Source organism: Tatumella citrea (genome assembly GCF_002163585.1).
Classification (GTDB): Bacteria; Pseudomonadota; Gammaproteobacteria; order Enterobacterales; family Enterobacteriaceae; genus Tatumella; species Tatumella citrea.
On sequence record NZ_CP015579.1, the window covers coordinates 4,207,182 to 4,230,462 of the forward strand.

The 23,281-nt window shown below is 50.3% G+C and carries 18 protein-coding genes, 1 tRNA gene and 1 rRNA gene; 6 read left to right on the forward strand and 14 right to left on the reverse strand.

Translation table 11 applies throughout. The features are described from left to right. Positions 1 to 36: 36 nt before the first annotated feature. From A7K98_RS19925 to murI, 3 genes are all read right to left on the reverse strand, one after another. A tRNA-Glu gene (locus A7K98_RS19925) sits at positions 37 to 112 on the reverse strand. Between the two features lie 86 nt (positions 113 to 198). Beyond that, positions 199 to 1,740 (reverse strand): 16S ribosomal RNA (locus A7K98_RS19930). 403 nt (positions 1,741 to 2,143) lie between these two features. After that, positions 2,144 to 2,992 (reverse strand): glutamate racemase, encoded by an 849-nt coding sequence (gene murI / locus A7K98_RS19935; protein ID WP_157666027.1) that lies wholly within the window; start codon positions 2,990 to 2,992, stop codon positions 2,144 to 2,146. Between the two features lie 180 nt (positions 2,993 to 3,172). On the opposite strand from murI, the gene trmA reads away from it, so the two are divergent. Next, on the forward strand, positions 3,173 to 4,276 hold the full coding sequence (gene trmA, locus A7K98_RS19940) for a tRNA (uridine(54)-C5)-methyltransferase TrmA (RefSeq protein ID WP_087490103.1): 1,104 nt from the start codon (positions 3,173 to 3,175) through the stop codon (positions 4,274 to 4,276). A gap of 37 nt (positions 4,277 to 4,313) precedes the next feature. On the opposite strand, the gene A7K98_RS19945 is transcribed toward trmA, so the two are convergent. Together A7K98_RS19945 and fabR are read right to left on the reverse strand one after the other, a co-directional pair. Further along, the gene (locus tag A7K98_RS19945) at positions 4,314 to 4,661 is read right to left on the reverse strand and encodes a YijD family membrane protein (RefSeq protein ID WP_087490104.1); all 348 of its coding nucleotides are present in this window, start codon (positions 4,659 to 4,661) and stop codon (positions 4,314 to 4,316) included. Positions 4,662 to 4,678: 17 nt separating this feature from the next. Continuing rightward, the gene (gene fabR / locus A7K98_RS19950; protein WP_038015871.1) at positions 4,679 to 5,323 is read right to left on the reverse strand and encodes an HTH-type transcriptional repressor FabR; all 645 of its coding nucleotides are present in this window, start codon (positions 5,321 to 5,323) and stop codon (positions 4,679 to 4,681) included. A gap of 194 nt (positions 5,324 to 5,517) precedes the next feature. On the opposite strand from fabR, the gene sthA reads away from it, so the two are divergent. After that, positions 5,518 to 6,918, forward strand: coding sequence for a Si-specific NAD(P)(+) transhydrogenase (gene sthA / locus A7K98_RS19955; protein WP_087490615.1), 1,401 nt, complete (start codon positions 5,518 to 5,520; stop codon positions 6,916 to 6,918). Here the strand turns inward: sthA and oxyR are convergent. Beyond that, positions 6,910 to 7,815 carry a DNA-binding transcriptional regulator OxyR gene (oxyR, locus tag A7K98_RS19960; protein WP_038015877.1) on the reverse strand — a complete coding sequence of 302 codons (906 nt, stop codon included), beginning with the start codon at positions 7,813 to 7,815 and terminating at the stop codon, positions 6,910 to 6,912. The genes sthA and oxyR overlap by 9 nt on opposite strands. A 145-nt stretch (positions 7,816 to 7,960) precedes the next feature. On the opposite strand from oxyR, the gene A7K98_RS19965 reads away from it, so the two are divergent. After that, positions 7,961 to 8,695 (forward strand): redoxin family protein, encoded by a 735-nt coding sequence (locus tag A7K98_RS19965; RefSeq protein ID WP_087490105.1) that lies wholly within the window; start codon positions 7,961 to 7,963, stop codon positions 8,693 to 8,695. Positions 8,696 to 8,759: 64 nt separating this feature from the next. Here the strand turns inward: A7K98_RS19965 and argH are convergent, their stop codons facing one another. The 4 genes from argH to argC all read right to left on the reverse strand — a co-directional run bounded on the left by argH (position 8,760) and on the right by argC (position 13,253). Then, positions 8,760 to 10,133: an argininosuccinate lyase gene (argH, locus tag A7K98_RS19970; protein WP_087490106.1), complete on the reverse strand. Its 1,374-nt coding sequence runs from the start codon at positions 10,131 to 10,133 to the stop codon at positions 8,760 to 8,762. An 84-nt stretch (positions 10,134 to 10,217) separates the two neighbouring features. After that, entirely contained in the window at positions 10,218 to 11,429 is a 1,212-nt protein-coding gene (locus A7K98_RS19975; RefSeq protein WP_087490107.1) for an argininosuccinate synthase, read from the reverse strand. 28 nt (positions 11,430 to 11,457) lie between these two features. After that, positions 11,458 to 12,234 carry an acetylglutamate kinase gene (gene argB / locus A7K98_RS19980; RefSeq protein ID WP_087490108.1) on the reverse strand — a complete coding sequence of 259 codons (777 nt, stop codon included), beginning with the start codon at positions 12,232 to 12,234 and terminating at the stop codon, positions 11,458 to 11,460. Positions 12,235 to 12,248: 14 nt separating this feature from the next. Further along, positions 12,249 to 13,253, reverse strand: a complete 1,005-nt coding sequence (gene argC, locus A7K98_RS19985) for an N-acetyl-gamma-glutamyl-phosphate reductase (RefSeq protein WP_087490109.1) — start codon at positions 13,251 to 13,253, stop codon at positions 12,249 to 12,251. Between the two features lie 166 nt (positions 13,254 to 13,419). Between argC and argE the strand changes: the two genes are divergently transcribed. After that, positions 13,420 to 14,568 carry an acetylornithine deacetylase gene (gene argE, locus A7K98_RS19990; protein WP_087490110.1) on the forward strand — a complete coding sequence of 383 codons (1,149 nt, stop codon included), beginning with the start codon at positions 13,420 to 13,422 and terminating at the stop codon, positions 14,566 to 14,568. Between the two features lie 229 nt (positions 14,569 to 14,797). Beyond that, positions 14,798 to 17,449 carry a phosphoenolpyruvate carboxylase gene (gene ppc / locus A7K98_RS19995; protein WP_087490111.1) on the forward strand — a complete coding sequence of 884 codons (2,652 nt, stop codon included), beginning with the start codon at positions 14,798 to 14,800 and terminating at the stop codon, positions 17,447 to 17,449. A gap of 61 nt (positions 17,450 to 17,510) precedes the next feature. On the opposite strand, the gene metF is transcribed toward ppc, so the two are convergent. The 3 genes from metF to metB all read right to left on the reverse strand — a co-directional run bounded on the left by metF (position 17,511) and on the right by metB (position 22,226). Next, positions 17,511 to 18,410, reverse strand: a complete 900-nt coding sequence (metF, locus tag A7K98_RS20000; RefSeq protein ID WP_087490112.1) for a methylenetetrahydrofolate reductase — start codon at positions 18,408 to 18,410, stop codon at positions 17,511 to 17,513. Between the two features lie 217 nt (positions 18,411 to 18,627). Next, positions 18,628 to 21,063 carry a bifunctional aspartate kinase/homoserine dehydrogenase II gene (locus A7K98_RS20005; RefSeq protein ID WP_087490113.1) on the reverse strand — a complete coding sequence of 812 codons (2,436 nt, stop codon included), beginning with the start codon at positions 21,061 to 21,063 and terminating at the stop codon, positions 18,628 to 18,630. Between the two features lie 2 nt (positions 21,064 to 21,065). Further along, positions 21,066 to 22,226, reverse strand: a complete 1,161-nt coding sequence (gene metB, locus A7K98_RS20010) for a cystathionine gamma-synthase (RefSeq protein WP_087490114.1) — start codon at positions 22,224 to 22,226, stop codon at positions 21,066 to 21,068. A 264-nt stretch (positions 22,227 to 22,490) separates the two neighbouring features. Between metB and metJ the strand changes: the two genes are divergently transcribed. Continuing rightward, the gene (gene metJ / locus A7K98_RS20015; protein WP_087490115.1) at positions 22,491 to 22,808 is read left to right on the forward strand and encodes a met regulon transcriptional regulator MetJ; all 318 of its coding nucleotides are present in this window, start codon (positions 22,491 to 22,493) and stop codon (positions 22,806 to 22,808) included. Positions 22,809 to 22,918: 110 nt separating this feature from the next. Here metJ and rpmE read toward each other — a convergent pair whose 3' ends face one another. Next, entirely contained in the window at positions 22,919 to 23,131 is a 213-nt protein-coding gene (gene rpmE, locus A7K98_RS20020) for a 50S ribosomal protein L31 (protein WP_038015905.1), read from the reverse strand. Positions 23,132 to 23,281: the final 150 nt, after the last annotated feature.

Genomic DNA, 23,281 nt, shown 5'->3' on the forward strand with positions numbered 1-23,281 from the left:
AATTCGGTCGGTGACTTTCACTCACATACCAGCAAGTGGCGTCCCCTAGGGGATTCGAACCCCTGTTACCGCCGTGAAAGGGCGGTGTCCTGGGCCTCTAGACGAAGGGGACACTGAAGTCTGCTTCGGCAAGACGCCTTGCTCATACTTTCTATCAGACAATCTGTTGTGGACACTTCACGGGAACGTATCTTCAGGTAAGGAGGTGATCCAACCGCAGGTTCCCCTACGGTTACCTTGTTACGACTTCACCCCAGTCATGAATCACAAAGTGGTAAACGCCCTCCCGAAGGTTAAGCTATCTACTTCTTTTGCAACCCACTCCCATGGTGTGACGGGCGGTGTGTACAAGGCCCGGGAACGTATTCACCGTAGCATTCTGATCTACGATTACTAGCGATTCCGACTTCATGGAGTCGAGTTGCAGACTCCAATCCGGACTACGACGCACTTTATGAGGTCCGCTTGCTCTCGCGAGGTCGCTTCTCTTTGTATGCGCCATTGTAGCACGTGTGTAGCCCTACTCGTAAGGGCCATGATGACTTGACGTCATCCCCACCTTCCTCCGGTTTATCACCGGCAGTCTCCTTTGAGTTCCCGACCGAATCGCTGGCAACAAAGGATAGGGGTTGCGCTCGTTGCGGGACTTAACCCAACATTTCACAACACGAGCTGACGACAGCCATGCAGCACCTGTCTCAGAGTTCCCGAAGGCACCAAAGCATCTCTGCTAAGTTCTCTGGATGTCAAGAGTAGGTAAGGTTCTTCGCGTTGCATCGAATTAAACCACATGCTCCACCGCTTGTGCGGGCCCCCGTCAATTCATTTGAGTTTTAACCTTGCGGCCGTACTCCCCAGGCGGTCGACTTAACGCGTTAGCTCCGGAAGCCACGCCTCAAGGGCACAACCTCCAAGTCGACATCGTTTACGGCGTGGACTACCAGGGTATCTAATCCTGTTTGCTCCCCACGCTTTCGCACCTGAGCGTCAGTCTTTGTCCAGGGGGCCGCCTTCGCCACCGGTATTCCTCCAGATCTCTACGCATTTCACCGCTACACCTGGAATTCTACCCCCCTCTACAAGACTCTAGCCTGCCAGTTTCGAATGCAGTTCCCGGGTTGAGCCCGGGGATTTCACATCCGACTTGACAGACCGCCTGCGTGCGCTTTACGCCCAGTAATTCCGATTAACGCTTGCACCCTCCGTATTACCGCGGCTGCTGGCACGGAGTTAGCCGGTGCTTCTTCTGTCAGTAACGTCAATGCATAGCCGTATTAAGACTACACCCTTCCTCCTGACTGAAAGTACTTTACAACCCGAAGGCCTTCTTCATACACGCGGCATGGCTGCATCAGGCTTGCGCCCATTGTGCAATATTCCCCACTGCTGCCTCCCGTAGGAGTCTGGACCGTGTCTCAGTTCCAGTGTGGCTGGTCATCCTCTCAGACCAGCTAGGGATCGTCGCCTAGGTGAGCCGTTACCCCACCTACTAGCTAATCCCATCTGGGCACATCCGATGGTGTGAGGCCCGAAGGTCCCCCACTTTGGTCTTGCGACGTTATGCGGTATTAGCTACCGTTTCCAGTAGTTATCCCCCTCCATCAGGCAGTTTCCCAGACATTACTCACCCGTCCGCCACTCGTCACCCAAGGAGCAAGCTCCTCTGTGCTACCGTTCGACTTGCATGTGTTAGGCCTGCCGCCAGCGTTCAATCTGAGCCATGATCAAACTCTTCAATTTAAAGTTTGATTTGCTTAAACGAGTTAAGCGATGCTCAAGTGTAAAACACTCATAATGAATTTCATTATGTGTTCACTCTTAAGACTTGATATTTTTTACGTCCGGAGACGTTGATATCAATCCTGCGAGTGCCCACACAGATTGTCTGATAAATTGTTAAAGAGCGTTGCAACTCAACCGTTTAGGTTGTCGCTGCGAGGTGGCGTATATTACGCTTTTCACCTCAGGAGTCAATCACTATTTCGTGATTTTTTCTCCGGACCGAATCGCTTCAGTCCCTGTCACGCCTTGGCGCATCGCGCTTTACCGTGTCAGTGGGAGCGCATTATAGGGAGATAATTTTTTCTGACAAGGGTTTATTTTAAAATAATTACTGAGTGGCGTTTTTTTATGCATTTCAGTACTAAACTGCGAGTATTTTCAGCAAAGGAAAGCCATAGCGCTGCAAAACGGGCAATAAACGCTCAGTATCCGCGGTCAGTTCAGTACAAAACGCCACATCAGGAAGAAAAGAACATGAAGGCTTCGATTCATGCTGCAACAACCATACAGTCCTTCTGGCAATAGCAGCCCCGGAATCAATCAGACGGGTTCCTTCAGGTAATACAGCCTGCAGTTCCTCCTTTAACAGTGGGAAATGGGTACAGCCCAGTACCACAGTATCGGGTGGCTCAGCCAGACTCAGCCACGGACGAACAATCTGCTGTATTTCATCTAGCGGAACAGTTTCGCCATGCAGTTTCTGTTCTGCCAGCAATACCAGTTCAGCTGAACCCAGCATTTCTATCTGGCACTCTTTAGCAAACTGCTTTACTAACTGGTGGGTGTAACTGCGTTTCACCGTGCCACGCGTTGCCAGCAGACCGACGATTCCGTTGCGGGTGAGACGAGCTGCAGGTTTGATGGCAGGGACAACCCCGACAACCGGAAACTCAAATGCAGCCCGGAGTGCAGGTAAAGAAACGGTGCTGGCAGTATTGCAGGCAATGACAGCAATGGAAACGGTGTAATCACGCACCACTGCAGCAGTAATCGCCGTCAGTCGTTCGATAATATATTGTTCGGTTTTCTCCCCGTATGGGAAACCCACATTATCAAACACATATATATAATGAGCATCGGGCAGTAACTGTCTGATTTCATCATAAACTGACAGGCCACCGACACCTGAATCAAACACCAGAATTGTCGGCCGGTCCCCTGCTACACCAGCGGTAGCGGGCATTAACTCATCCTGAACAACTATAGCCATACACTGTCTCATCGTTATCAGTTAACGGAGGGGTTATTCTATCACGATCCCGGCGGTCGAAACCGAACTGCCTGACGGGAACCAGAGAATCTTCACAACTGTTGCCGGGACATCCGGGGCTGGACATCAGCAATGGAATCCCTACAATCGCCGCCTGATACCAAATAACCAGGATTAATTATGACCCCGGAACATCTTCCCGTTGAACACTATGACGACCAGCTGGCGGAAAAAGTTAATCGCTTAACCTCTATGATGGTGCCATTTAATGCACCTGAAGCAGATGTTTTTCGCTCACCTGTCAGCCATTACCGTATGCGTGCCGAATTCCGCATCTGGCATCAGGGAGATGATTTGTACCATATCATTTTTGATCAGCAGACCCGCCAGAGAATAAGGGTAGACAGTTTTCCCGCAGCCAGTGAACTAATCAATACGATGATGCCACGGATGATAACGGCCTTACGTAACAACCCGCTGTTACGACATAAACTGTTCCAGATAGATTATCTGTCGACCTGTAGTCAGCAAATTATTATCTCTCTGCTTTATCACCGCAAATTAGATGATGCGTGGCAGGCAGAAATGGCTCAGTTGCGTGACAACTTGCGGGCCGAAGGGTTTAACGTGCAATTTATTGGCCGGGCGACTAAAACCAAAATTTGCCTTGATCACGATTATGTCGATGAAGTGCTGACTGTTGGTGGAAAAGAAATGATCTATCGCCAGGTCGAGAATAGTTTTACCCAACCCAATGCGGCGATTAATGTGCAAATGCTGGAATGGGCGTTGGACGCCACCAGGGAATCTCAGGGAGATTTGCTGGAGCTCTACTGTGGTAACGGCAACTTCTCATTAGCACTGGCCCGCAATTTTCGTCGCGTACTCGCCACAGAAATTGCAAAACCTTCGGTAGAGTCGGCGCAATATAATATTGCTGCTAATCAGACAGATAATGTGCAGATAATCAGAATGTCTGCTGAAGAGTTTACGCAGGCAATGCAGGGTGTGCGCCAGTTCAACCGCCTGGAAGGGGTCGACTTAGGCAGTTATGAATGCGAAACCATTTTTGTCGATCCTCCCCGCAGTGGTCTGGACTCTCAGACACTGGAGATGGTCAGTGCTTACCCGGTGATCCTCTATATATCCTGTAACCCGCAGACACTTTGCGACAATTTACAGACTCTGTCGGCCACTCACCAGATAGAACGGCTGGCACTGTTCGATCAGTTCCCGTACACCCACCATATGGAATGCGGCGTGCTGCTGCGCCGGAAAGCATAAGCATCTCTATCGCCCCGATACCGGGGCGATAGTTGATTCAGCGTTTCTTACGAAAACGGCTCAGGATCCAGAAGACCAGACAGACCATTAATAATGTAGGTACGAAGTTAGAGCCAATCTGCGGATATTGCGCGCGGATCACTGCACTGTACATCAGGATACCCAACAGAAAAAAACCACCTGACAATGAAGGCATCCCTTCCGGCATACTTCTGTTCAGATAGCGTTGGTGCAGATACCACACTGCCAGTGCCAGCGAAATGATCGGGAAGAAAGAAAACGGGACATAATGATTAAATAGTGCCGAGAAAGTACCATTAATCGAAAGGCCAGTGATAAAAGCCAGAATCAATGTCCCTTTATCACGGGGATTTTGCTCAGTCATGTGATTACCTGTGTTGATTACTGTTCTGATTTGTCTGTGGCTAACGCCAGCCTCTCCTGCTCGCGGCGATACCAGTAATAAGCACCTTTCGAAATCATTCTTAACTGCAGAACCAGCCGGTCTTCCAGTTTGCGGCGCTGCTCTGCATCCACGTCCAGTGCTTCCGCACCGGCACTGAATACAATGGTGACCATAGCTTCTGCCTGCGCCTCAGTAAAACTGCGGGGCATATGGTTTTCTAATTCAAGGTAGTCAGCAAGTTCAGCAATAAAGTGTTGGATTTCCCTGGCAACAGCGGCACGAAAGGCTGCAGAAGTTCCTGAACGTTCACGCAGTAATAATCGAAACGCATTCGGGTTGTTACCAATGAATTCCATAAAAGTGGAGACCGAAGTTTTGATGATACTGCCGCCTTTGGCGATCCGCTGCCGGGCCTGGCGCATCAACTGACGCAGCATCAGCCCGCTCTCATCGACCATGGTCAGGCCGAGTTCATCCACATCTTTAAAATGCCGGTAAAAAGAGGTTGGTGCGATACCAGCCTCGCGGGCAACTTCACGCAAGCTTAAGCTGGCGAAGCTACGTTCTGCACTCAACTGGCTGAACGCTGCTTCAATAAGAGTACGTCTTGTACGTTCTTTTTGCTGTGCTCTGACGCCCATCGTTTCTGCCTGTTTACACTTTATAGTCGCACTATATCAAAAATATCAGCGTACAGTGGGGCAAACTTTGTGAGCGCCTGTTAACCTGTGTATCGGACATAGAAACAAGAAATAACACGATTAGCGTTCAGCTGCTTTGGTAAAAATGTTATATTTCCGTTGTTAGAATGTTTAAAAAAATAGGACGTACCGGTATGCAAAAGTCTTACGATTACGATGCCATTGTGATTGGCTCCGGACCCGGAGGTGAAGGTGCTGCTATGGGGCTGGTTAAACAGGGAGCCCATATTGCCGTTATTGAGCGTTATCATAATATCGGCGGCGGTTGTACCCACTGGGGAACTATTCCGTCAAAAGCTTTGCGGCATGCTGTTAGCAGAATTATAGAATTTAACCAAAACCCGCTGTATAGCGATCATTCCCGCCTGCTACGCTCTTCATTTTCAGATATTTTGAAACACACAGAAAATGTCATTCAACAGCAGACAAATATGCGCCAGGGGTTTTATGAACGAAACCACTGTGAGATTTACCAGGGCGATGCCCATTTCGTTGATGCTAACACCATTGAGATAGTGCTACATGACGGAACCCGTGAAAGACTGACTGCAGAGAAATTTGTAATTGCCTGTGGTTCACGTCCTTACCATCCCGATACCGTTGATTTTAACCACCCTCGCATTTACGACTCCGACTCTATTCTCGATTTACACCATGAACCTTCACACGTCATTATTTATGGCGCAGGAGTTATTGGCTGTGAATATGCTTCGATTTTCCGTGGATTAGGGGTAAAAGTTGATCTTATCAACACCCGTGACCGCCTGCTGGCTTTCCTCGATCAGGAAATGTCAGATTCACTTTCTTATCATTTCTGGAACAGTGGCGTGGTTATCCGTCATAACGAAGAATTTGAAAAAGTGGAAGGCAATGATGATGGCGTCATTGTCCACCTGAAATCGGGCAAAAAAATGAAAGCCGACTGCCTGCTGTATGCCAACGGGCGTACCGGTAATACCGATTCACTGTCGCTGGAAAATGCCGGACTGGAAGCTGACAGTCGCGGGCTGGTCAAAGTGAACAGCATGTACCAGACCGCACAGCCGCATATTTATGCGGTCGGCGATGTGATAGGTTACCCAAGCCTGGCTTCTGCTGCCTATGATCAGGGAAGAATTGCCGCTCAGGCGCTGATCAAGGGCGAGGCAACTGCTCATCTGGTAGAAGATATTCCGACGGGTATTTATACCATTCCGGAGATCAGTTCTGTGGGTAAAACAGAACAGCAGCTCACCGCAATGAAAGTTCCCTATGAAGTGGGACGGGCACAGTTTAAACATCTGGCGCGGGCACAGATTGTCGGCATGAATGTTGGCAGCCTGAAGATTCTGTTCCATCGTGAAACTAAAGAGATTCTCGGCATTCACTGCTTTGGCGAACGTGCAGCCGAAATTATTCATATCGGCCAGGCAATTATGGAACAGAAGAACGGTGGTAATACCATTGAGTACTTTGTAAATACCACCTTCAACTACCCGACAATGGCTGAAGCTTATCGGGTTGCAGCGTTAAACGGTCTCAACCGCTTATTTTGAGATCTGACCTGACGCAAACATGTGTGCACTAATTGTCTCTGCCAGTTGCTCATAGCGGCTGCGCAGAGGCGAGCCGGGACGATAAATCAGTGCAATAGTGCGCTGTGGGACTGGTTTATCGCAGGTGATATAGCAGACACCATCTCTCTCACGCTCATTAGGCACCGCCAGGGAAGGCATCAGGGTAATACCACTGCCTGCTGCGACCATATTACGCAGCGTTTCCAGGCTGGTTGCACGAAAATGGGTATCTTCATCCGCGCCTGCAGAAAAACAGAAACCCAGAGCCTGATCACGCAAACAATGCCCGTCCTGAAGCATCAGTAATTTTTCACCCGCTAAGTCAGACATCGGAACGCGTTCACGATTATGCCAGGGGTGGCCGGAATAGACTGCCAGCTTCATTGGCTCATCAAATAACGGTACTTCAATAAAGGCTTCGGTTTCTTTCACCAGCGCCATAATTGCACAATCGAGTTGCCCGCTATCCAGCTGAGCCAGCAGTTGCTGAGTCTGTGCTTCGTGCAGATACATTTCCAGTTTCGGGAACGTCTGATGCAACATTGGGATGATTTGCGGCAGCAAATAAGGGCTGATAGTAGGAATTAAACCAATATGCAGCGGCCCTGACATGGTTTCACCTTGCTGGCTGGCCATCTCCTTAAGCACTTTCACTTCGCGTAACACAGTACGAGCCTGATCCACCAGCAATAAGCCGGCCTGAGTGAACAACACCTTACGGCTGGTTCGCTCCAGTAACATCACTCCCAGTTCATCTTCCAGTTTGCGGATTTGGCCGCTGAGAGTTGGCTGACTTACGTGACAGGCATCAGCTGCTCGTCGGAAATGGCGATGTTCTGCCAGTGACACAAGGTACTCAAGGTCGCGAATGTTCATTAAATTCCTTCAGTCTGTGATAGCTCATGGCGATAGATAGCATAGCAATCAACGATTAGCCCTATCAAGTTATGATAGCGATAATAGCCACAATAAATCACAAATACCGTTTAAACGCGCTGAAAAGCGCAGGACAGGAGCGATTATGTCAGACAACTATGAAGGCCGTTCAGTACCCGAAGTTACATTCCACACCCGCCAGGGCGATAAGTGGGTAGATGTCACCACTGCTGACCTTTTTAAAGATAAAACAGTGATCGTATTTTCACTGCCAGGTGCATTTACTCCTACCTGTTCATCCAGCCACCTGCCACGTTACAACGAGTTGTACAGTGTGTTCTCACAGCACGGCGTGGATGATATTTTATGTATCTCCGTAAACGATACTTTCGTAATGAATGCATGGAAAGCCGATCAGCATGCCGAAAATATCACCTTTATTCCCGACGGGAATGGTGACTTTACCCGTGGTATGAATATGCTGGTTGAGAAAGAAGATCTCGGCTTTGGTGCGCGTTCATGGCGCTACTCCATGTTGGTACGTAACGGCGTGGTAGAGAAAATGTTTGTAGAACCTAACAAACCAGGCGACCCGTTTGAAGTCTCTGATGCCGATACCATGCTGCAATACCTGGCTCCGGACGTGAAACTGCAGGAATCAGTATCGCTGTTTACTAAACCGGGATGTCAGTTCTGTGCTAAGGCAAAACAGATGCTTCAGGAACGCGGTATTCAGTATGAAGAGATTATTCTGGGTCAGGACGCCACTACCGTGAGCCTGAGAGCCGTCACCGGCAGAGCGACAGTGCCACAAGTGTTTATCGGTGGACGTCATATTGGTGGCAGTGATGATCTGGAGCAGTACTTTCTGAGAGGCTGAGTCGCCGCCACTCTGTAAGTAATAATAAAACAGCGGACCCGGGTCCGCTGTTTTACTTTAAGGCTCAGGCAAGGCGTTGTTTTGCTTCACCGATGGCCAAAGCCACCTGAGACGGAGCCACCCCGCCACGCGCATTACGCTTATCCAGGCAGGATTGTAAAGACAGTACCGGATAGACATCATCACCGATGATCGGGCTGAACACCCGTAACTCATCCAGCGACAGCGCTTCAAGTGCCACACCTTTACTGATAGCAGCCACGACAGCCTCACCCACAATATGGTGTGCTTCGCGGAAAGGTACTCCTTTCGCGACCAGATAGTCTGCCAGCTCGGTAGAGTTAGCATAACCTTGCTCAGCGGCCTCCTGGCAACGCGGACGTTTTACCTGGATACCGTCCAGCACCAGACCCGCCATATGCAGGCAGTCAAGCCAGGTATCCAGCGCATCGAACAGCCCTTCTTTATCTTCCTGCATGTCCTTGTTGTATGCCAGAGGCAAACCTTTAAGGGTCATCATCATGCCGGTTAATGCCCCCTGGACACGGCCACATTTACCACGAATCAGTTCCAGAGCATCCGGGTTCTTCTTCTGTGGCATCAGGGAAGACCCTGAGGTGACCTTGTCTGACAGCTCAACAAAACCAGCTTCCCCGGAATTGAAGAAAATCAGATCTTCAGCAAAGCGGGACAGGTGAACCATTCCGATAGAGGCATCAGACAACAGTTCCAGCACATGGTCACGGTCAGATACCGAATCCAGACTGTTACGGGTTGCAGATGCAAATCCGAGCCAGCCGGCCAGTTGCTCACGGTCAATTTCATAGGCGGTACCGGCCAGAGCACCGCAGCCCAGCGGGCTGACATCCAGACGTTTCAGTGCATCCTGCAGGCGGCCTTCATCACGGGCCAGCATCTCGGTATATGCCAGACACCAGTGTGCAAAGGTCACCGGCTGTGCCCGCTGCAGATGGGTGTAACCTGGCATTACGGCATTCTGGTTCGCTGAAGCGGTCGCTACCAGTTCCCATTGCAGCTGACGAACAGCACTCAGAAGCTCGCTGATAGTCGCTTTACACCAAAGTTTCAGATCAGTAGCAACCTGGTCATTACGGCTACGACCGGTATGCAGCTTTTTGCCCAGTGCACCGACTTTATCAATCAGTTTACCTTCGACCCAGCTGTGAATATCTTCCGCATCACTCTGCAAAATCTGTTCGGGGTTTGCCTGGACTTCGCTCAGCAGTTCATGCAGTGCCTGCTCCAGCTGTTGCTGCTCTTCCTGACTCAGCACACCTACCGTGACCAGCGCTTTAGACCAGGCAACGGAACCGGTAATATCCTGTTCTGCCAGCCGGTAATCGAAACGCAGTGAATCATTAAATTGTTTAAAACGCTGGTCTGCTGCCTGCGTAAAGCGTCCACCCCACAGTGCCATTATGATGCTTCCTCTACTGGGTTATTCTAAAAACAGGGCGGCCTTATCGCCGCCCTGATTCGGGTCTCTTTCCACTACCGGAACTTATTTTTGTTCTTTCAGCGCACGGATACGTGAAGAGAGTGAGTACAGACGGATAAAGCCACCCGCATGACGGTGGTCATACACGTCATCTTCACCGAAAGTAGCAAACTCTTCAGAGTACAGACTGTTGGCTGATTTCTTACGGATTGCAGTCACCTGCCCTTTGTACAGCTGCAGAACCACTTCACCGTTAACGATTTCTGCCAGTGACTCAGCAGAAGCCTGCAGTGATTTACGGATAGGGGTGAACCAGCGTCCGTCATACACAACATAAGACATTTCCAGGCCCAGCTGCTCACGCCATTTGAAACTGTCACGGTCCAATACCAGCTGCTCTACAGCACGCAGAGCATTAACCATGATGGTGCCTCCCGGGGTTTCATAGCAACCACGGGATTTCATTCCTACCAGGCGGTTTTCGACGATATCGATACGACCTACACCATGTTTGGCACCCAGGGTGTTCAGTTTACTCAGACATTCAAACGGGCTGAGAGCTTCGCCATTTACTGCAACCACACAGCCTTTCTCAACAGTCACAGAGACTTCTTCAGGCTGGTCTGGTGCTTCCAGCGGATCAACAGTCCAGACCCAGCAATCTTTGTTTGGTGCATTCCACGGGCTTTCCAGCACTCCGCCTTCGGTAGAGATATGCCATGCATTCTCATCACGGCTGTAGATTTTTTCCAGCGTAGCAGTTGTCGGGATATTACGCTCTTTCAGGTAAGCCAGCAGAGCTTCACGGGAACGGAGATCCCATTCACGCCATGGCGCAACCACTTTCAGTTGTGGTGCCAGCGCGGCATAAGTGCTTTCGAAACGAACCTGGTCATTCCCTTTACCGGTTGCTCCGTGACACAGCGCATCAGCGCCCACTTTCAGCGCCAGTTCAACCTGCGCTTTAGCAATAATTGGACGAGCCATTGAAGTACCCAGCAGGTAGGTGCCTTCGTACAAAGCTCCTGTCTGTAGTACCGGGTAGACGTACTCACTAATGAACTCTTCACGCAGATCAACAATGTGACACTCAGAAGCGCCGGATTGCAGAGCCTTGCCTTCCACTCCTACCAGATCTTCCGGGTCCTGGCCCACGTTGGCGACAAAGGCAACAACTTCACAACCATAGTTCTCTTTCAGCCATGGAATAATCGCGGAGGTATCAAGTCCACCGGAGTACGCCAGAACGATTTTTTTTATGCCTTGAGTTTGCATCGTATAATCCTTGAATCAGTCTTTGTCGTTAAGCCAGAATCCGGGTGCCAATTGACACACCGTTAAATAAATCAGGGAGCTGCTCGGCATGTCGCCAGCTGGCGATATCTACCGGACGTCCCAGTGTTTTTGCTGCATCGAGAGCAGCATGAACTTTAACGATCATGCCGTCGGTAATAATGCCCTGAGCGATCAGAGCTTCCGCCTTTTCAGTGGTCATTTCGGCAATACGCTGCCCTTTACCATCCAGAATACCGCTGACATCAGACAACAGTACCAGAGATGCTCCCAGCGTCGCCGCCAGAGCCGTCGCCGCCTGATCGGCATTCACATTCATCAGCAAACCGTCGTCGGTAATCCCGATGGAGCTAACGACCGGCAGGTAACCTGCATCCAGCAACGTATTTACCAGTGCCGGGTTACCCGGTGTCGCCTGTCCGACATGCCCCAGTTCTTCATCGAACTGTGCAACATTGACAATACCACCATCGCCCAGTGAAAGCCCGACAGCATTGATGCCATATTTTTTTGCCCAGGCCAACAAGGTTTTGTTGGCGGTACCCGCCAGTGCTCCGGTGATAATGTCTATCTGATCTGCCGGGGTCACACGTAAGCCGTTTTTCTTACTGACCGGCAATGCCAGTTTCTTCATCAGTTCGTCGACCAGGCAGCCGCCGCCATGGACAATCAGCAGAGGACGCTGGTGACTGTTACGATACGCCAGTAAGGCATCAAACAGACGGCCCAGGGCTTCTTCGCTATCCAGCAAAACACCGCCCAGTTTAATGATCAATGGATTTGTCATGGTTGCACCCAAACTTAAATCAGAGAAAGTGTTTCAGGGTACCCGAAACGTATATTCATACACTGCACGGCCTGAGAAGAGGCCCCTTTTAACAGGTTATCTTCTGCGCTTACCACAATCACATGTTCACCCTGCACAGCAAAACCAATATCACAGAATGGCAAACCAACAACAGATTTCAAAGCAGGCACACCACTGTCATACAATCTGACCAGCGGTTTATCGTCATAGGCATCGTGGAATGCTTTTGCCACATCTTCTGCAGTAACTCCCGGGTTTAACCGGCCGGTGATGGTTGCCAGAATCCCGCGTGGGAAATTGCCTAAATGTGGGGTAAAAATAACCTCGGTGCCTAAATGAGCGGCAATTTCCGGTTGATGGCGATGTGTAAACAACCCATAAGGCTGCAGGCTGACTTCACAAAAACTGGTGGTCAGAGAGGCTTTGCGCCCTGCACCACTCACGCCACTGGTAGCATTAATCACAGGCCATTGTTCGGTATTCAGCAATCCTGCTTCCAGTAACGGTCTCAGTGCCAGCTGCGAGGCTGTCGGATAGCACCCTGGAACGGCAATCAGGTCTGCGTTACGCAGGCTCTCACTCTGCCACTCAGCCAGGCCATAAACTGCTTTTTCCAGCAGTTCCGGATACTGATGGGTGAATCCGTAATAACGGGTATAGAAGCTGGCATCTTTTACCCGCCATGCGCCGGACAGGTCAAAAACCACACAGCCTTCTGCTAAGAATTGTGGTGCCAGATCATGGCTCACTTCATGTGCCGTTGCCAGAAACACGACATCGACATCTTTGGCCAGCACCGCAACATCCGTTAACGGCTGTAACCGAAGATCGACCACGCCTTTCAGCTGCGGATGCAGATCGGATAACAATTTTCCGGCATCCGGGCTTTGCGCGGAGACCGCAACTCCGGTTATGTTTATGTGTGGATGGCGATTCAGGTAAGTGACCAGTTCAACACCAGCGTAACCACTGGCGCCCACAATCAGCGTATTCAACATCAGGCTGTGTACCTTTTACGTAAAGTCTAAATTTCAGAGGGGGTATTTGCCCCCTTCCGGATTGCCTTCGTGAGCGAAAACAGTTCACATACTTAAGGCCATAATGTATTTTTATTCACAATAAGTGCATGAATATTGATACATCCTAACCCAAGGACCGTCAACAGTGAAGACAAAATTACCGCCATTTATCGAGCTTTATCGCCAGCTCATCGCCACTCCATCGATCAGTACCACAGAAAGTGCCTTAGATCAGAGTAATGAGGCTCTAATCAACCTGCTGGCAGGGTGGTTTCGTGACCTGGGTTTTCAGACAGAAGTCCAGCCTGTGCCCGATACACGCAATAAATTTAATCTGTTAGCCCGTGCTGGCAGCGGCACTGGCGGGCTGATGCTGGCCGGTCATACCGATACAGTGCCGTTCGATGAGGGGCGTTGGTCTCAGGACCCGTTTACTCTGACCGAACGCGACAATAAGCTTTATGGTCTGGGCACCGCAGATATGAAAGGTTTCTTTGCCTTCATTCTCGACACGCTGCGTGACATCGATATTACTCAGTTGAAAAAACCGTTGTATATCCTGGCCACTGCCGATGAAGAAACCACCATGGCGGGTGCCAGCTATTTCTCACGCACCACCCATCTGCGCCCCGACTGCGCAATTATTGGCGAGCCAACCTCGCTGAAGCCGGTACGCGCCCACAAAGGTCACTTGTCTAAAGCTATAAGAATTCAGGGGCAATCCGGTCACTCCAGTGATCCTGGCCGGGGAATTAATGCCATTGAACTGATGCATGATGCGATCACACATCTGACCGGGCTGCGCAATACTCTGAAAGAGAAATATCATCATGACGGGTTCGTTATCCCCTATCCAACGATGAACTTCGGGGCAATTAACGGCGGTGACTCACCTAACCGTATTTGTGCCTGTTGCGAATTGCATATGGATCTTCGGCCTCTGCCGGGACTGGAACTGAATGATTTACATGAACTGCTACTGGAAAGTCTGGCACCTGTCAGCGAGCGCTGGCCAGGGCGGCTGACTATCAGTGATCTCCATCCGCCAATTCCGGGCTATGAATGCCCACGCCATCATGGCCTGGTACAGGTGATAGAGAAACTACTGGGCTGTGAGACAGAAATTGTTAATTACTGCACCGAAGCACCATTTATCCAGCAACTCTGCCCGACACTGGTACTCGGCCCTGGCTCGATAGAGCAGGCCCACCAGCCGGACGAGTACCTCGATACCGCCTTTATTCAGCCTACCCGCCAGTTGATTGACCGGGTTGTGCATCATTTCTGTCTGTAATGCCGATGCCGGGTAGCTTTGATTAAATGCCCGGCTGTTTTTTCTTTTTAATAAGAATAACTTATCAAAGAGCGTCAATATCAAATTTTATTAAATTCAATAAGTTACACTGCACCTGATGACTATCAAGTCATTTGACGAATCGTGTGTTACATGGCTAGATAAAAGACAGGGTTATGCTTGACTGGTAACAAACTCAAATAAATACCATAAAGGGTGTCAGGGTCACATGAACGAACAATATTCCGCAATGCGAAGTAATGTCAGTATGCTCGGTAAACTACTTGGCGATACTGTAAAGGATGCTTTAGGAGAAAATATTCTCGACCGGGTGGAGACCATACGAAAACTGTCTAAATCATCCCGTGCAGGCAATGACACCGATCGCCAGGAACTGCTTTCTACCCTGCAAAATTTATCTAATGAAGAGTTGTTACCTGTCGCCAGAGCGTTCAGCCAGTTTCTTAATCTGACCAATGTCGCCGAGCAATATCAGACCATTTCCCACCAGTCACAAGGGGCAAATAACCCTGAGTTACTGAAACAAGCTTTCGAACGTTTAAAACAGCAAAAAGGGCTGAGTGAGGCTGATATTCTTCAGGCCATCGAAGCCTTATCGATTGAGCTGGTACTCACCGCACACCCGACAGAAATTACCCGTCGCACACTGATCCATAAGCTGGTTGAAGTGAACAGCTGTCTGAAACAACTCGATCACAGCGACCTGACAGATTATGAGCGCAACAGCATTCTGCGTCGTTTACGTCAGCTGGTTGCCCAGGCCTGGCACACTGACGAAATTCGTAAAATTCGCCCGACCCCGGTTGATGAAGCCAAGTGGGGTTTTGCGGTGGTCGAAAACAGCCTGTGGGAAGGTGTCCCTGCTTTCCTGCGCGAACTTAACGAACAGGCTGAAGAGACTTTTGGTATCAGGTTACCGGTAGATTTTGTGCCGGTTAAATTTACCTCATGGATGGGGGGTGACCGTGACGGAAACCCGAATGTTACAGCGCCGATTACCCGCCATGTGATTCAGTTAAGCCGCTGGAAAGCTGCTGATCTTTTTTTACGGGATATCGGGGTACTGATTTCCGAACTGTCTATGTCAGTCTGCTCTGACGAAGTGAGAGAATTATGTGGTGATCCGGAAGCGCTGGAACCTTACCGCATGATCCTCAAGCGCATTCGTAGCCAGCTGATTAACACTCAGACCTACCTTGAACGCCGCCTTAAAGGTGATTTCCCGATCCGGCCGAAAGACCTGTTGGTGAATAACAGCCAGCTCTGGGATCCGTTGTTTGCAATCTATGAGTCATTACAGAAATGCGGCATGGGGATTATCGCTAACGGGCAGTTGCTGGATACTCTGCGCCGGATCAAATGTTTCGGGGTTCCTCTGGTTCGTATCGATTTACGCCAGGAAAGCACCCGCCATACTGAAGCGCTGGCAGAAATCACCCGTTATCTTGGTTTAGGTGATTATGAAAGCTGGTCTGAATCAGACAAGCAGGCTTTCCTGATCCGTGAGCTGAACTCCAAACGTCCGCTACTGCCTCAGCAGTGGGAACCGAGTGAAGACACCCGTGAAGTACTGGAAACCTGCCGTGTCGCAGCGGAAGTGCCACAAGGTTCTATTGCAGCCTACGTCATTTCTATGGCTAAAACCCCGTCTGATGTGCTGGCAGTCCATTTGTTGCTGAAAGAAGCCGGCATTCGTTATGCACTGCCGGTTGCTCCGTTGTTTGAAACACTGGACGATCTGAACAATGCTAACGATGTAATGACACAACTGTTAAGCATCGACTGGTATCGCGGATTTATTCAGGGCAAACAGATGGTGATGATTGGCTATTCTGACTCAGCAAAAGATGCCGGAGTGATGGCAGCCAGCTGGGCTCAGTACCAGGCACAGGATGCGCTGATCAAAACCTGCGAAAAAGCCGGTATCGCACTGACACTGTTCCATGGCCGCGGCGGTTCGATTGGCCGTGGCGGTGCCCCTGCCCATGCGGCATTACTATCTCAGCCTCCGGGTAGCCTGAAAGGCGGGTTACGTGTCACAGAGCAGGGCGAGATGATCCGGTTTAAGTTTGGCCTGCCGGAAGTCACCATTGCCAGTCTGTCACTGTATACCGGGGCAATTCTGGAGGCTAACCTGCTGCCACCGCCAGAGCCAAAAGCACAATGGCGCCAGATTATGGACCAGCTATCTGATGACTCCTGTGCCATGTACCGTGGTTATGTGAGAGAACACCCAAGTTTTGTCCCTTATTTCCGTTCAGCGACTCCTGAACAGGAGCTGGGGAAATTACCTCTGGGCTCAAGGCCTGCGAAACGCCGTCCGACGGGGGGTGTTGAGTCGTTACGCGCTATTCCGTGGATTTTCGCCTGGACACAGAACCGTTTAATGTTGCCCGCCTGGCTGGGTGCCGGTGCTGCCTTGCAGAAAACGATTCAGAAAGGTCAGCAGGATGAACTGGAAGCCATGTGCCGCGACTGGCCATTCTTCTCAACCCGCATCGGTATGCTGGAAATGGTATTTGCCAAAGCAGACCTGTGGTTAGCTGAGTACTATGATCACCGTCTGGTAGATTCGTCACTCTGGCCACTGGGGCAGCAGTTACGGGATCAGCTGGCAGAAGATATTAAAACCGTGCTGACTATTTCGAATGATGCCCATCTGATGGCTGACCAGCCGTGGATTGCAGAATCGATTGCATTACGTAATGTCTATACCGACCCACTGAATGTGTTGCAGGCAGAACTACTGCATCGTTCCCGTGCCCAGGAAGCTACCGGAGAGGCCGCTAATCCTGAAGTTGAACAGGCGCTGATGGTGACTATTGCCGGAATTGCCGCCGGTATGCGTAACACCGGTTAAACAGACTGCCGTGAATTAAGACTGAAGGGCGCCTGCGGGCGCCCTTTTTAATCGCGGGATGTCAGGCAGCTACGCCTTGCGGGCGAACTCCCAGCGTATGGCAAATGGCATAACTCATCTCAGCCCGGTTCAGGGTATAGAAGTGAAAATCCTTCACTCCTTCACGAGACAATATTTTCACCATATCCATAGCAATATTAGCCCCTACCAGTTTTCGGGTTTCCGCATCGTCATCCAGTCCCGCAAACTGAGAACTCATCCAGTGAGGAACACGGACATTAGTCAGTGCTGAAAATCGCTGCAACTGTCTGAAATTACTGACAGGTAAAATCCCCGGCACAATCTCTACCTCAATCCCCGCCGCCGCACAACGATCACGAAATCTCAGATAGCTTTCTACATCGAAAAAGAACTGCGTAATTGCCCTATCGGCACCGGCTTCGACTTTTCGCTTCAGGTTCAGTAAATCAGCCTGTGCACTTTTAGCTTCAGGATGAACTTCCGGGTAAGCCGCCACAGATATATCAAAATCGCCCACCCCTTTCAGCAGCGCAACCAGATCGGCGGCATGCATCGCAGGCTTACCGCTGTTGTCAGGCAAATCACCGCGCAGTGCCACAATATGACGGATGCCATTCTGCCAGTAATCTCTGGCAATGAGCTGTAATTCATTACGGTCAGCATCGATACAGGTCAGATGAGGAGCGGCTTCCAGGCCGGTACGCTCTTTGATCCCTTTGATAACGTTATGGGTACGTTCCCGTTCCCCGGAATTAGCACCATAGGTCACCGACACAAACTGCGGTTTCAGGATGCTAAGACGATCGATGGAACGCCATAAAATATCTTCCATTTCCTGCGTTCGTGGCGGGAAAAACTCAAATGAGACATGGATCCTGCCATTAAGCTCTGAAAGGCTCTGATTAAGTGCTTCGTACTGATTAGCATGAAAGAAACTCATTCTGTTACCCCGCCACTCACCACTGTGATTATCATTTACACATCCATACGTTTAGACGTCCAGATGTCAAAATGACGAATCAGAGCTACAGGGTCAACTGAATTATCGGCAAGTCGAAGTGATGAAATTTCATACAGCATGATGCGAAGCAACAAGCAGGGAAGTGACGGGAGTTAACAGAGGAGATCCGGGCAGAGAGAACCCCTGCCCGGCAGAATTACAGCAGCTGTGCCAGACGGTTAAGATCTGACTGAATTGCTCCGGCAGTAACATCTCTGCCAGCCCCGGGTCCGCGGATAATCAGAGGATTATCTCTGTACCAGCGACTTTCAATCGCAAATACGTTATCACAAGGCAACAAAGCGGCCAGAGGATGATCGGCGCGCACCGCTTCAACACCGACTCTGGCTTTACCACTGGCATCAAAACGCGCGACATAACGCAGCACCAGCCCCATTTCACTGGCAGCCTCATAGCGCTGTAGCATCTGCTCATTCAGCAGATCGGCATTTTCAAAAAAGTGGTCAATCGACTCTTCGGCACAATCTTCCGGCACCAGCGATTCAACCCGCACCTGATGAGGCTCAATATCGTAACCGGCTTCCCTCGCCAGGATAACCAGCTTGCGCATCACATCCTGACCCGAAAGGTCTACACGCGGGTCCGGTTCTGTGAGCCCCTGTTGCCAGGCTTGATCTACTAATTCGGTAAAAGGCACCGTACCGTCATACTGCAGGAACAGCCAGGATAAGGTTCCGGAGAAAATACCACTGATCGATAAAATAGAATCACCACTGTCACGCAAATCACGCACAGCATAATTGATCGGCAAACCAGCTCCTACGGTAGCGTTATATAACCAGTAACGCCCGGTACGGGTGAATGCATCACGAATCTGACGCCAGTGGGCGCTGTCTGATGAGCCTGCGATTTTATTGGCACTGATCACGTGGAAACCGTAACTGGCAAAATCCAGATACAGCCCGGCAATACGGCTATCTGCGGTGACATCCAGTACCACCAGATCATCAAACGGATGATCCCGCATCCACAGGAACAATGATTCCTGATCACGAAATTCGGATTCATCTTCAAAAAATGCCAGAGTACGGCTGGCATCCAGCCCTTCGTAATTCAGCAGGCTTTTTTGACTATCCGCGACACCAGCCAGTACAAACTCAAATCCGCTACGGTCTGACAGATTTTCCTGTTCTCTGGCGAACAATTCCAGCCAGCGCGAACCAATATTACCTTTGCCAAACAGTACCAGTCCGATGCGCTTTTCAGCGCGGAACAGCGAATGATGTAAACCCTGAACCAGTTGCTGCGTAGGTCCGGAGCGGAGTACCGCGACCATGCTAATATTCTGCTCAGACTGCCAGACGAATTCTACAGGCTGATCTTTGATCTGTTGCCAGAAGCGATGTGCATGCAACGGGTTGCGGGCAACCCCTGCCCCTACCATCGCCACCAGCGCCAGACCATTACGCAAACGGACATTTACCGGCAGTCCGCTGCTTTGTAGCAGTGCCAGTGCACTGTCTACGACTTCGGCGGTATAGCATAACTGCAGCAGGTAGCGATCCGGATGAGCGCCGGTTGCCAGAGGGCGTAGTTGTGCGCGCCCCAGCAATTGCTCGGTCTCTTTCTTCAGGACCGCAAAATCCTGCTGTTTGGATATCTCAATTTCGATCAGACAAACGTCATCATGGCTGGTGACAATCCTGGCACCGGTACCTGAGGCAAGAACCCGTTCAATACGTGTAGATCCGACATCCGGCTGATAGCTGCAGCGTAACTGCAATTCAATATCGCTGGCGGATACCGGTTGTAACGTGCGGGTATGTAAAACCGGAGCTGCCAGACGTGCAAGCTCACTGGCTTCATCCAGCCTCAGTAACGGCAGCAGACAGGCATCAGAAACTTTACGTGGGTCAGCACTGTACACCCCGGCGACATCACTCCAGATAGTGACACGGCCTGCACCCGCCAGTGCGCCAATTTGTGTCGCAGAATAGTCAGAACCATTACGTCCCAGCAGCACCGTTTCTCCCGCCAGATTCCGGGCAATAAAACCGGTGATAACGATCCGCTGTCCGTGTCTCTCTGCCAGCAAAGACTGTAGCCGCTGTCTGGATTCCGTTTCTATCACTTCCGGCTGAGCGGCACGCTCAGCACAAAGAAACTCACGGGCGTCGAGCCAGCTGGCAGCAATATCCTGCTGAGACAATAGTGCAGCCATCAGTCTGGCTGACCAGATCTCTCCATGCCCGACGACTTCTGCATACACGGCGTCGGTGATAGTACTGTCCAGTAACACGGCCAGACGTTCCAGCTCGTGAACAAATTCCTGAATTAACTCGTCAGCCAGTGCTGCAGGTAGCAAACTACTCATCAGACTTGTCTGGAAACGACGCAGGTTCTGCTGCACCTGATGAGCAGATAGCCGATCAGTCTGGCTCAGCTTCAGCCAGCTAATCAGTTGGTTGGTTGTACTTCCTGCGGCAGAAACCACCATCAAATCGCCAGGCTGGCTATACTCAGCCATAATCCCTGCCACTCGCTGATAGCATCGTGCGTCTGCCAGGCTGCTGCCCCCGAATTTATGCAGTTGCCTTACTTCGGGCGCTACACAGTCTGATGAAATTGTCATGCTTACCCCTTCGCTGCGACCCGAAATGCATTTTCCAGGTCGGCAACTAAATCTTCATGGTCTTCTATACCTACTGATACCCGTAATAATGTATCAGAAATTCCGGCTGCAGCCCGTGCTTCCGGAGACATTCCTGCATGTGTCATGGTAGCCGTATGTGAAATCAGGCTCTCCACGCCACCAAGCGATTCTGCCAGCGTAAATAATGATAAGGCTTTAAGGAAGGTTCTGACGGTCTGCTCGTCGCCATCAAGCTCAAAGCTTAACATTGCCCCATAGCCACGCTGTTGACGCCGGGCAAATTCATGGCCTGAATTTTCAGGTAATGAAGGATGGTACAATTTTTTCACTAATGGCTGCTTTTTCAGCGCTTCCACAATCGCCAGTGCATTGCGTTGTGCTGCCGCCATTCTCGGCCCCAGAGTACGCAGTCCACGCAGTAACAGGTAACTGTCAAACGCGGCACCGGTCACCCCGATATTGTTCGCCCACCATTTCAGTTCGGTGACCAGCTCTGGATCTTTTGCGATAACCGTACCGGCCACGACATCGGAATGCCCGTTCAGATATTTAGTACAGGAGTGCACCACCAGATCTGCACCGAGTGCCAGAGGATTCTGCAGGACCGGGCTCAGGAAGGTATTATCGACCACCGAAACCGCACCGGCTGCTTTCGCCGCACGGCAAATGCTCTCAATATCCACGACCCGCAGCAGTGGATTGCTCGGGCTTTCGACCAGTACCAGTTTAGGGCCTTCAGCCATAGCTTCTGCCAGTGCGCTGGAATCTCCCTGATCAACAAATTTTACTCTGAAAGCACCACGTTTGCTCAGACTGTCAAACAAGCGATAGCTGCCACCATAACAGTCATGCGGGGCTATCAGCAGATCACCGGGTTTAAGAAACACCGTAGTCACCAGTAAAATAGCTGACATCCCGGTGTTGGTCAGAACTGCTCCTGCTCCGCCTTCCAGCTCAGCCAATGCCTGCTGAACAACATCACGAGTCGGATTTCCTCTGCGTGAATAATCGTGAGTTCGTGGCTCATTGAAATCCACAAAGTTATAAGTACTGGAAAGATGGATTGGCGGTACTACACAGCCATACTGCTCATCATCATTTAAGCCGCTGCGGACGGCGATGGTCGCTTGCTTATGTGTCATGACTTAATTTTCACTGAGAAGGGGGAACAGGTGCACAGAATAACATCCATAAACTGGACGTCAATACATCTAGACATCCAAATGTCTGTGAGTGTAGATTGAGCAATAGAGCAAGAAACGCTAAAATTACCCAGTAAAGTCAAATATCGCCATAATTGTCACTGCCTGGATCATCATTTATTGGTAGAGACGAAACTATAATGCAGATATCTGGCATAATTAGCTGAACCCGGCAAGTTAACTTTTTATTAATTAAGGTACCCCATGGCTGAATGGAATGCCGAATATATCAGCCCTTATGCTGAGCATGGCAAAAAAAGTGAGCAGGTAAAAAAAATTACTGTCTCTATCCCTCTGAAAGTTCTGAAAATTCTGACTGATGAGCGGACGCGCCGCCAGGTGAACAACCTGCGTCATGCCACCAACAGTGAACTGTTGTGTGAAGCCTTTTTGCATGCCTTTACCGGACAACCTTTACCGGATGATAACGATTTGCGGAAAGAGCGTAGTGATGAGATCCCTGAAGAGGCGAAGGTTATCATGCGCGAGATGGGCATTGATCCGGACAAATGGGAATACTGATTGCGTAAAACTGGCCAGAACGGTTGTTCTTCCAGGTAAAAAAACGTAAAAAAAACCCGGCCATGCCGGGTTTTTTTACATCCGAATCCGCAGACTCGTCTGTGGGAAACTTATTTTGAACCCGGGATGCTGAAACGTTTGTTGAAACGCTCAACACGACCACCGGTGTCAACAACACGTTGTTTACCAGTATAGAACGGGTGGCATTTACCACATACGTCCAGGTTCACATCGTGACCAACGGTAGAGTGGGTGTTGATAACGTTACCGCAAGAGCAGGTAATGGTTACAGCTTTATATTCCGGGTGAATACCTTGTTTCATGGGAGAACCTCTGTAAAAGGCCGTGTCGCTCTCCGTGCCAGGCGAACCTGCACAGCACCACACGCGGTTAAAAGAATTTTTCGTTTCTCTGCTGCCACTCACGGCAACAGAGGCGCTATATTATACAGAACCCCACTGCCATGATGCAAA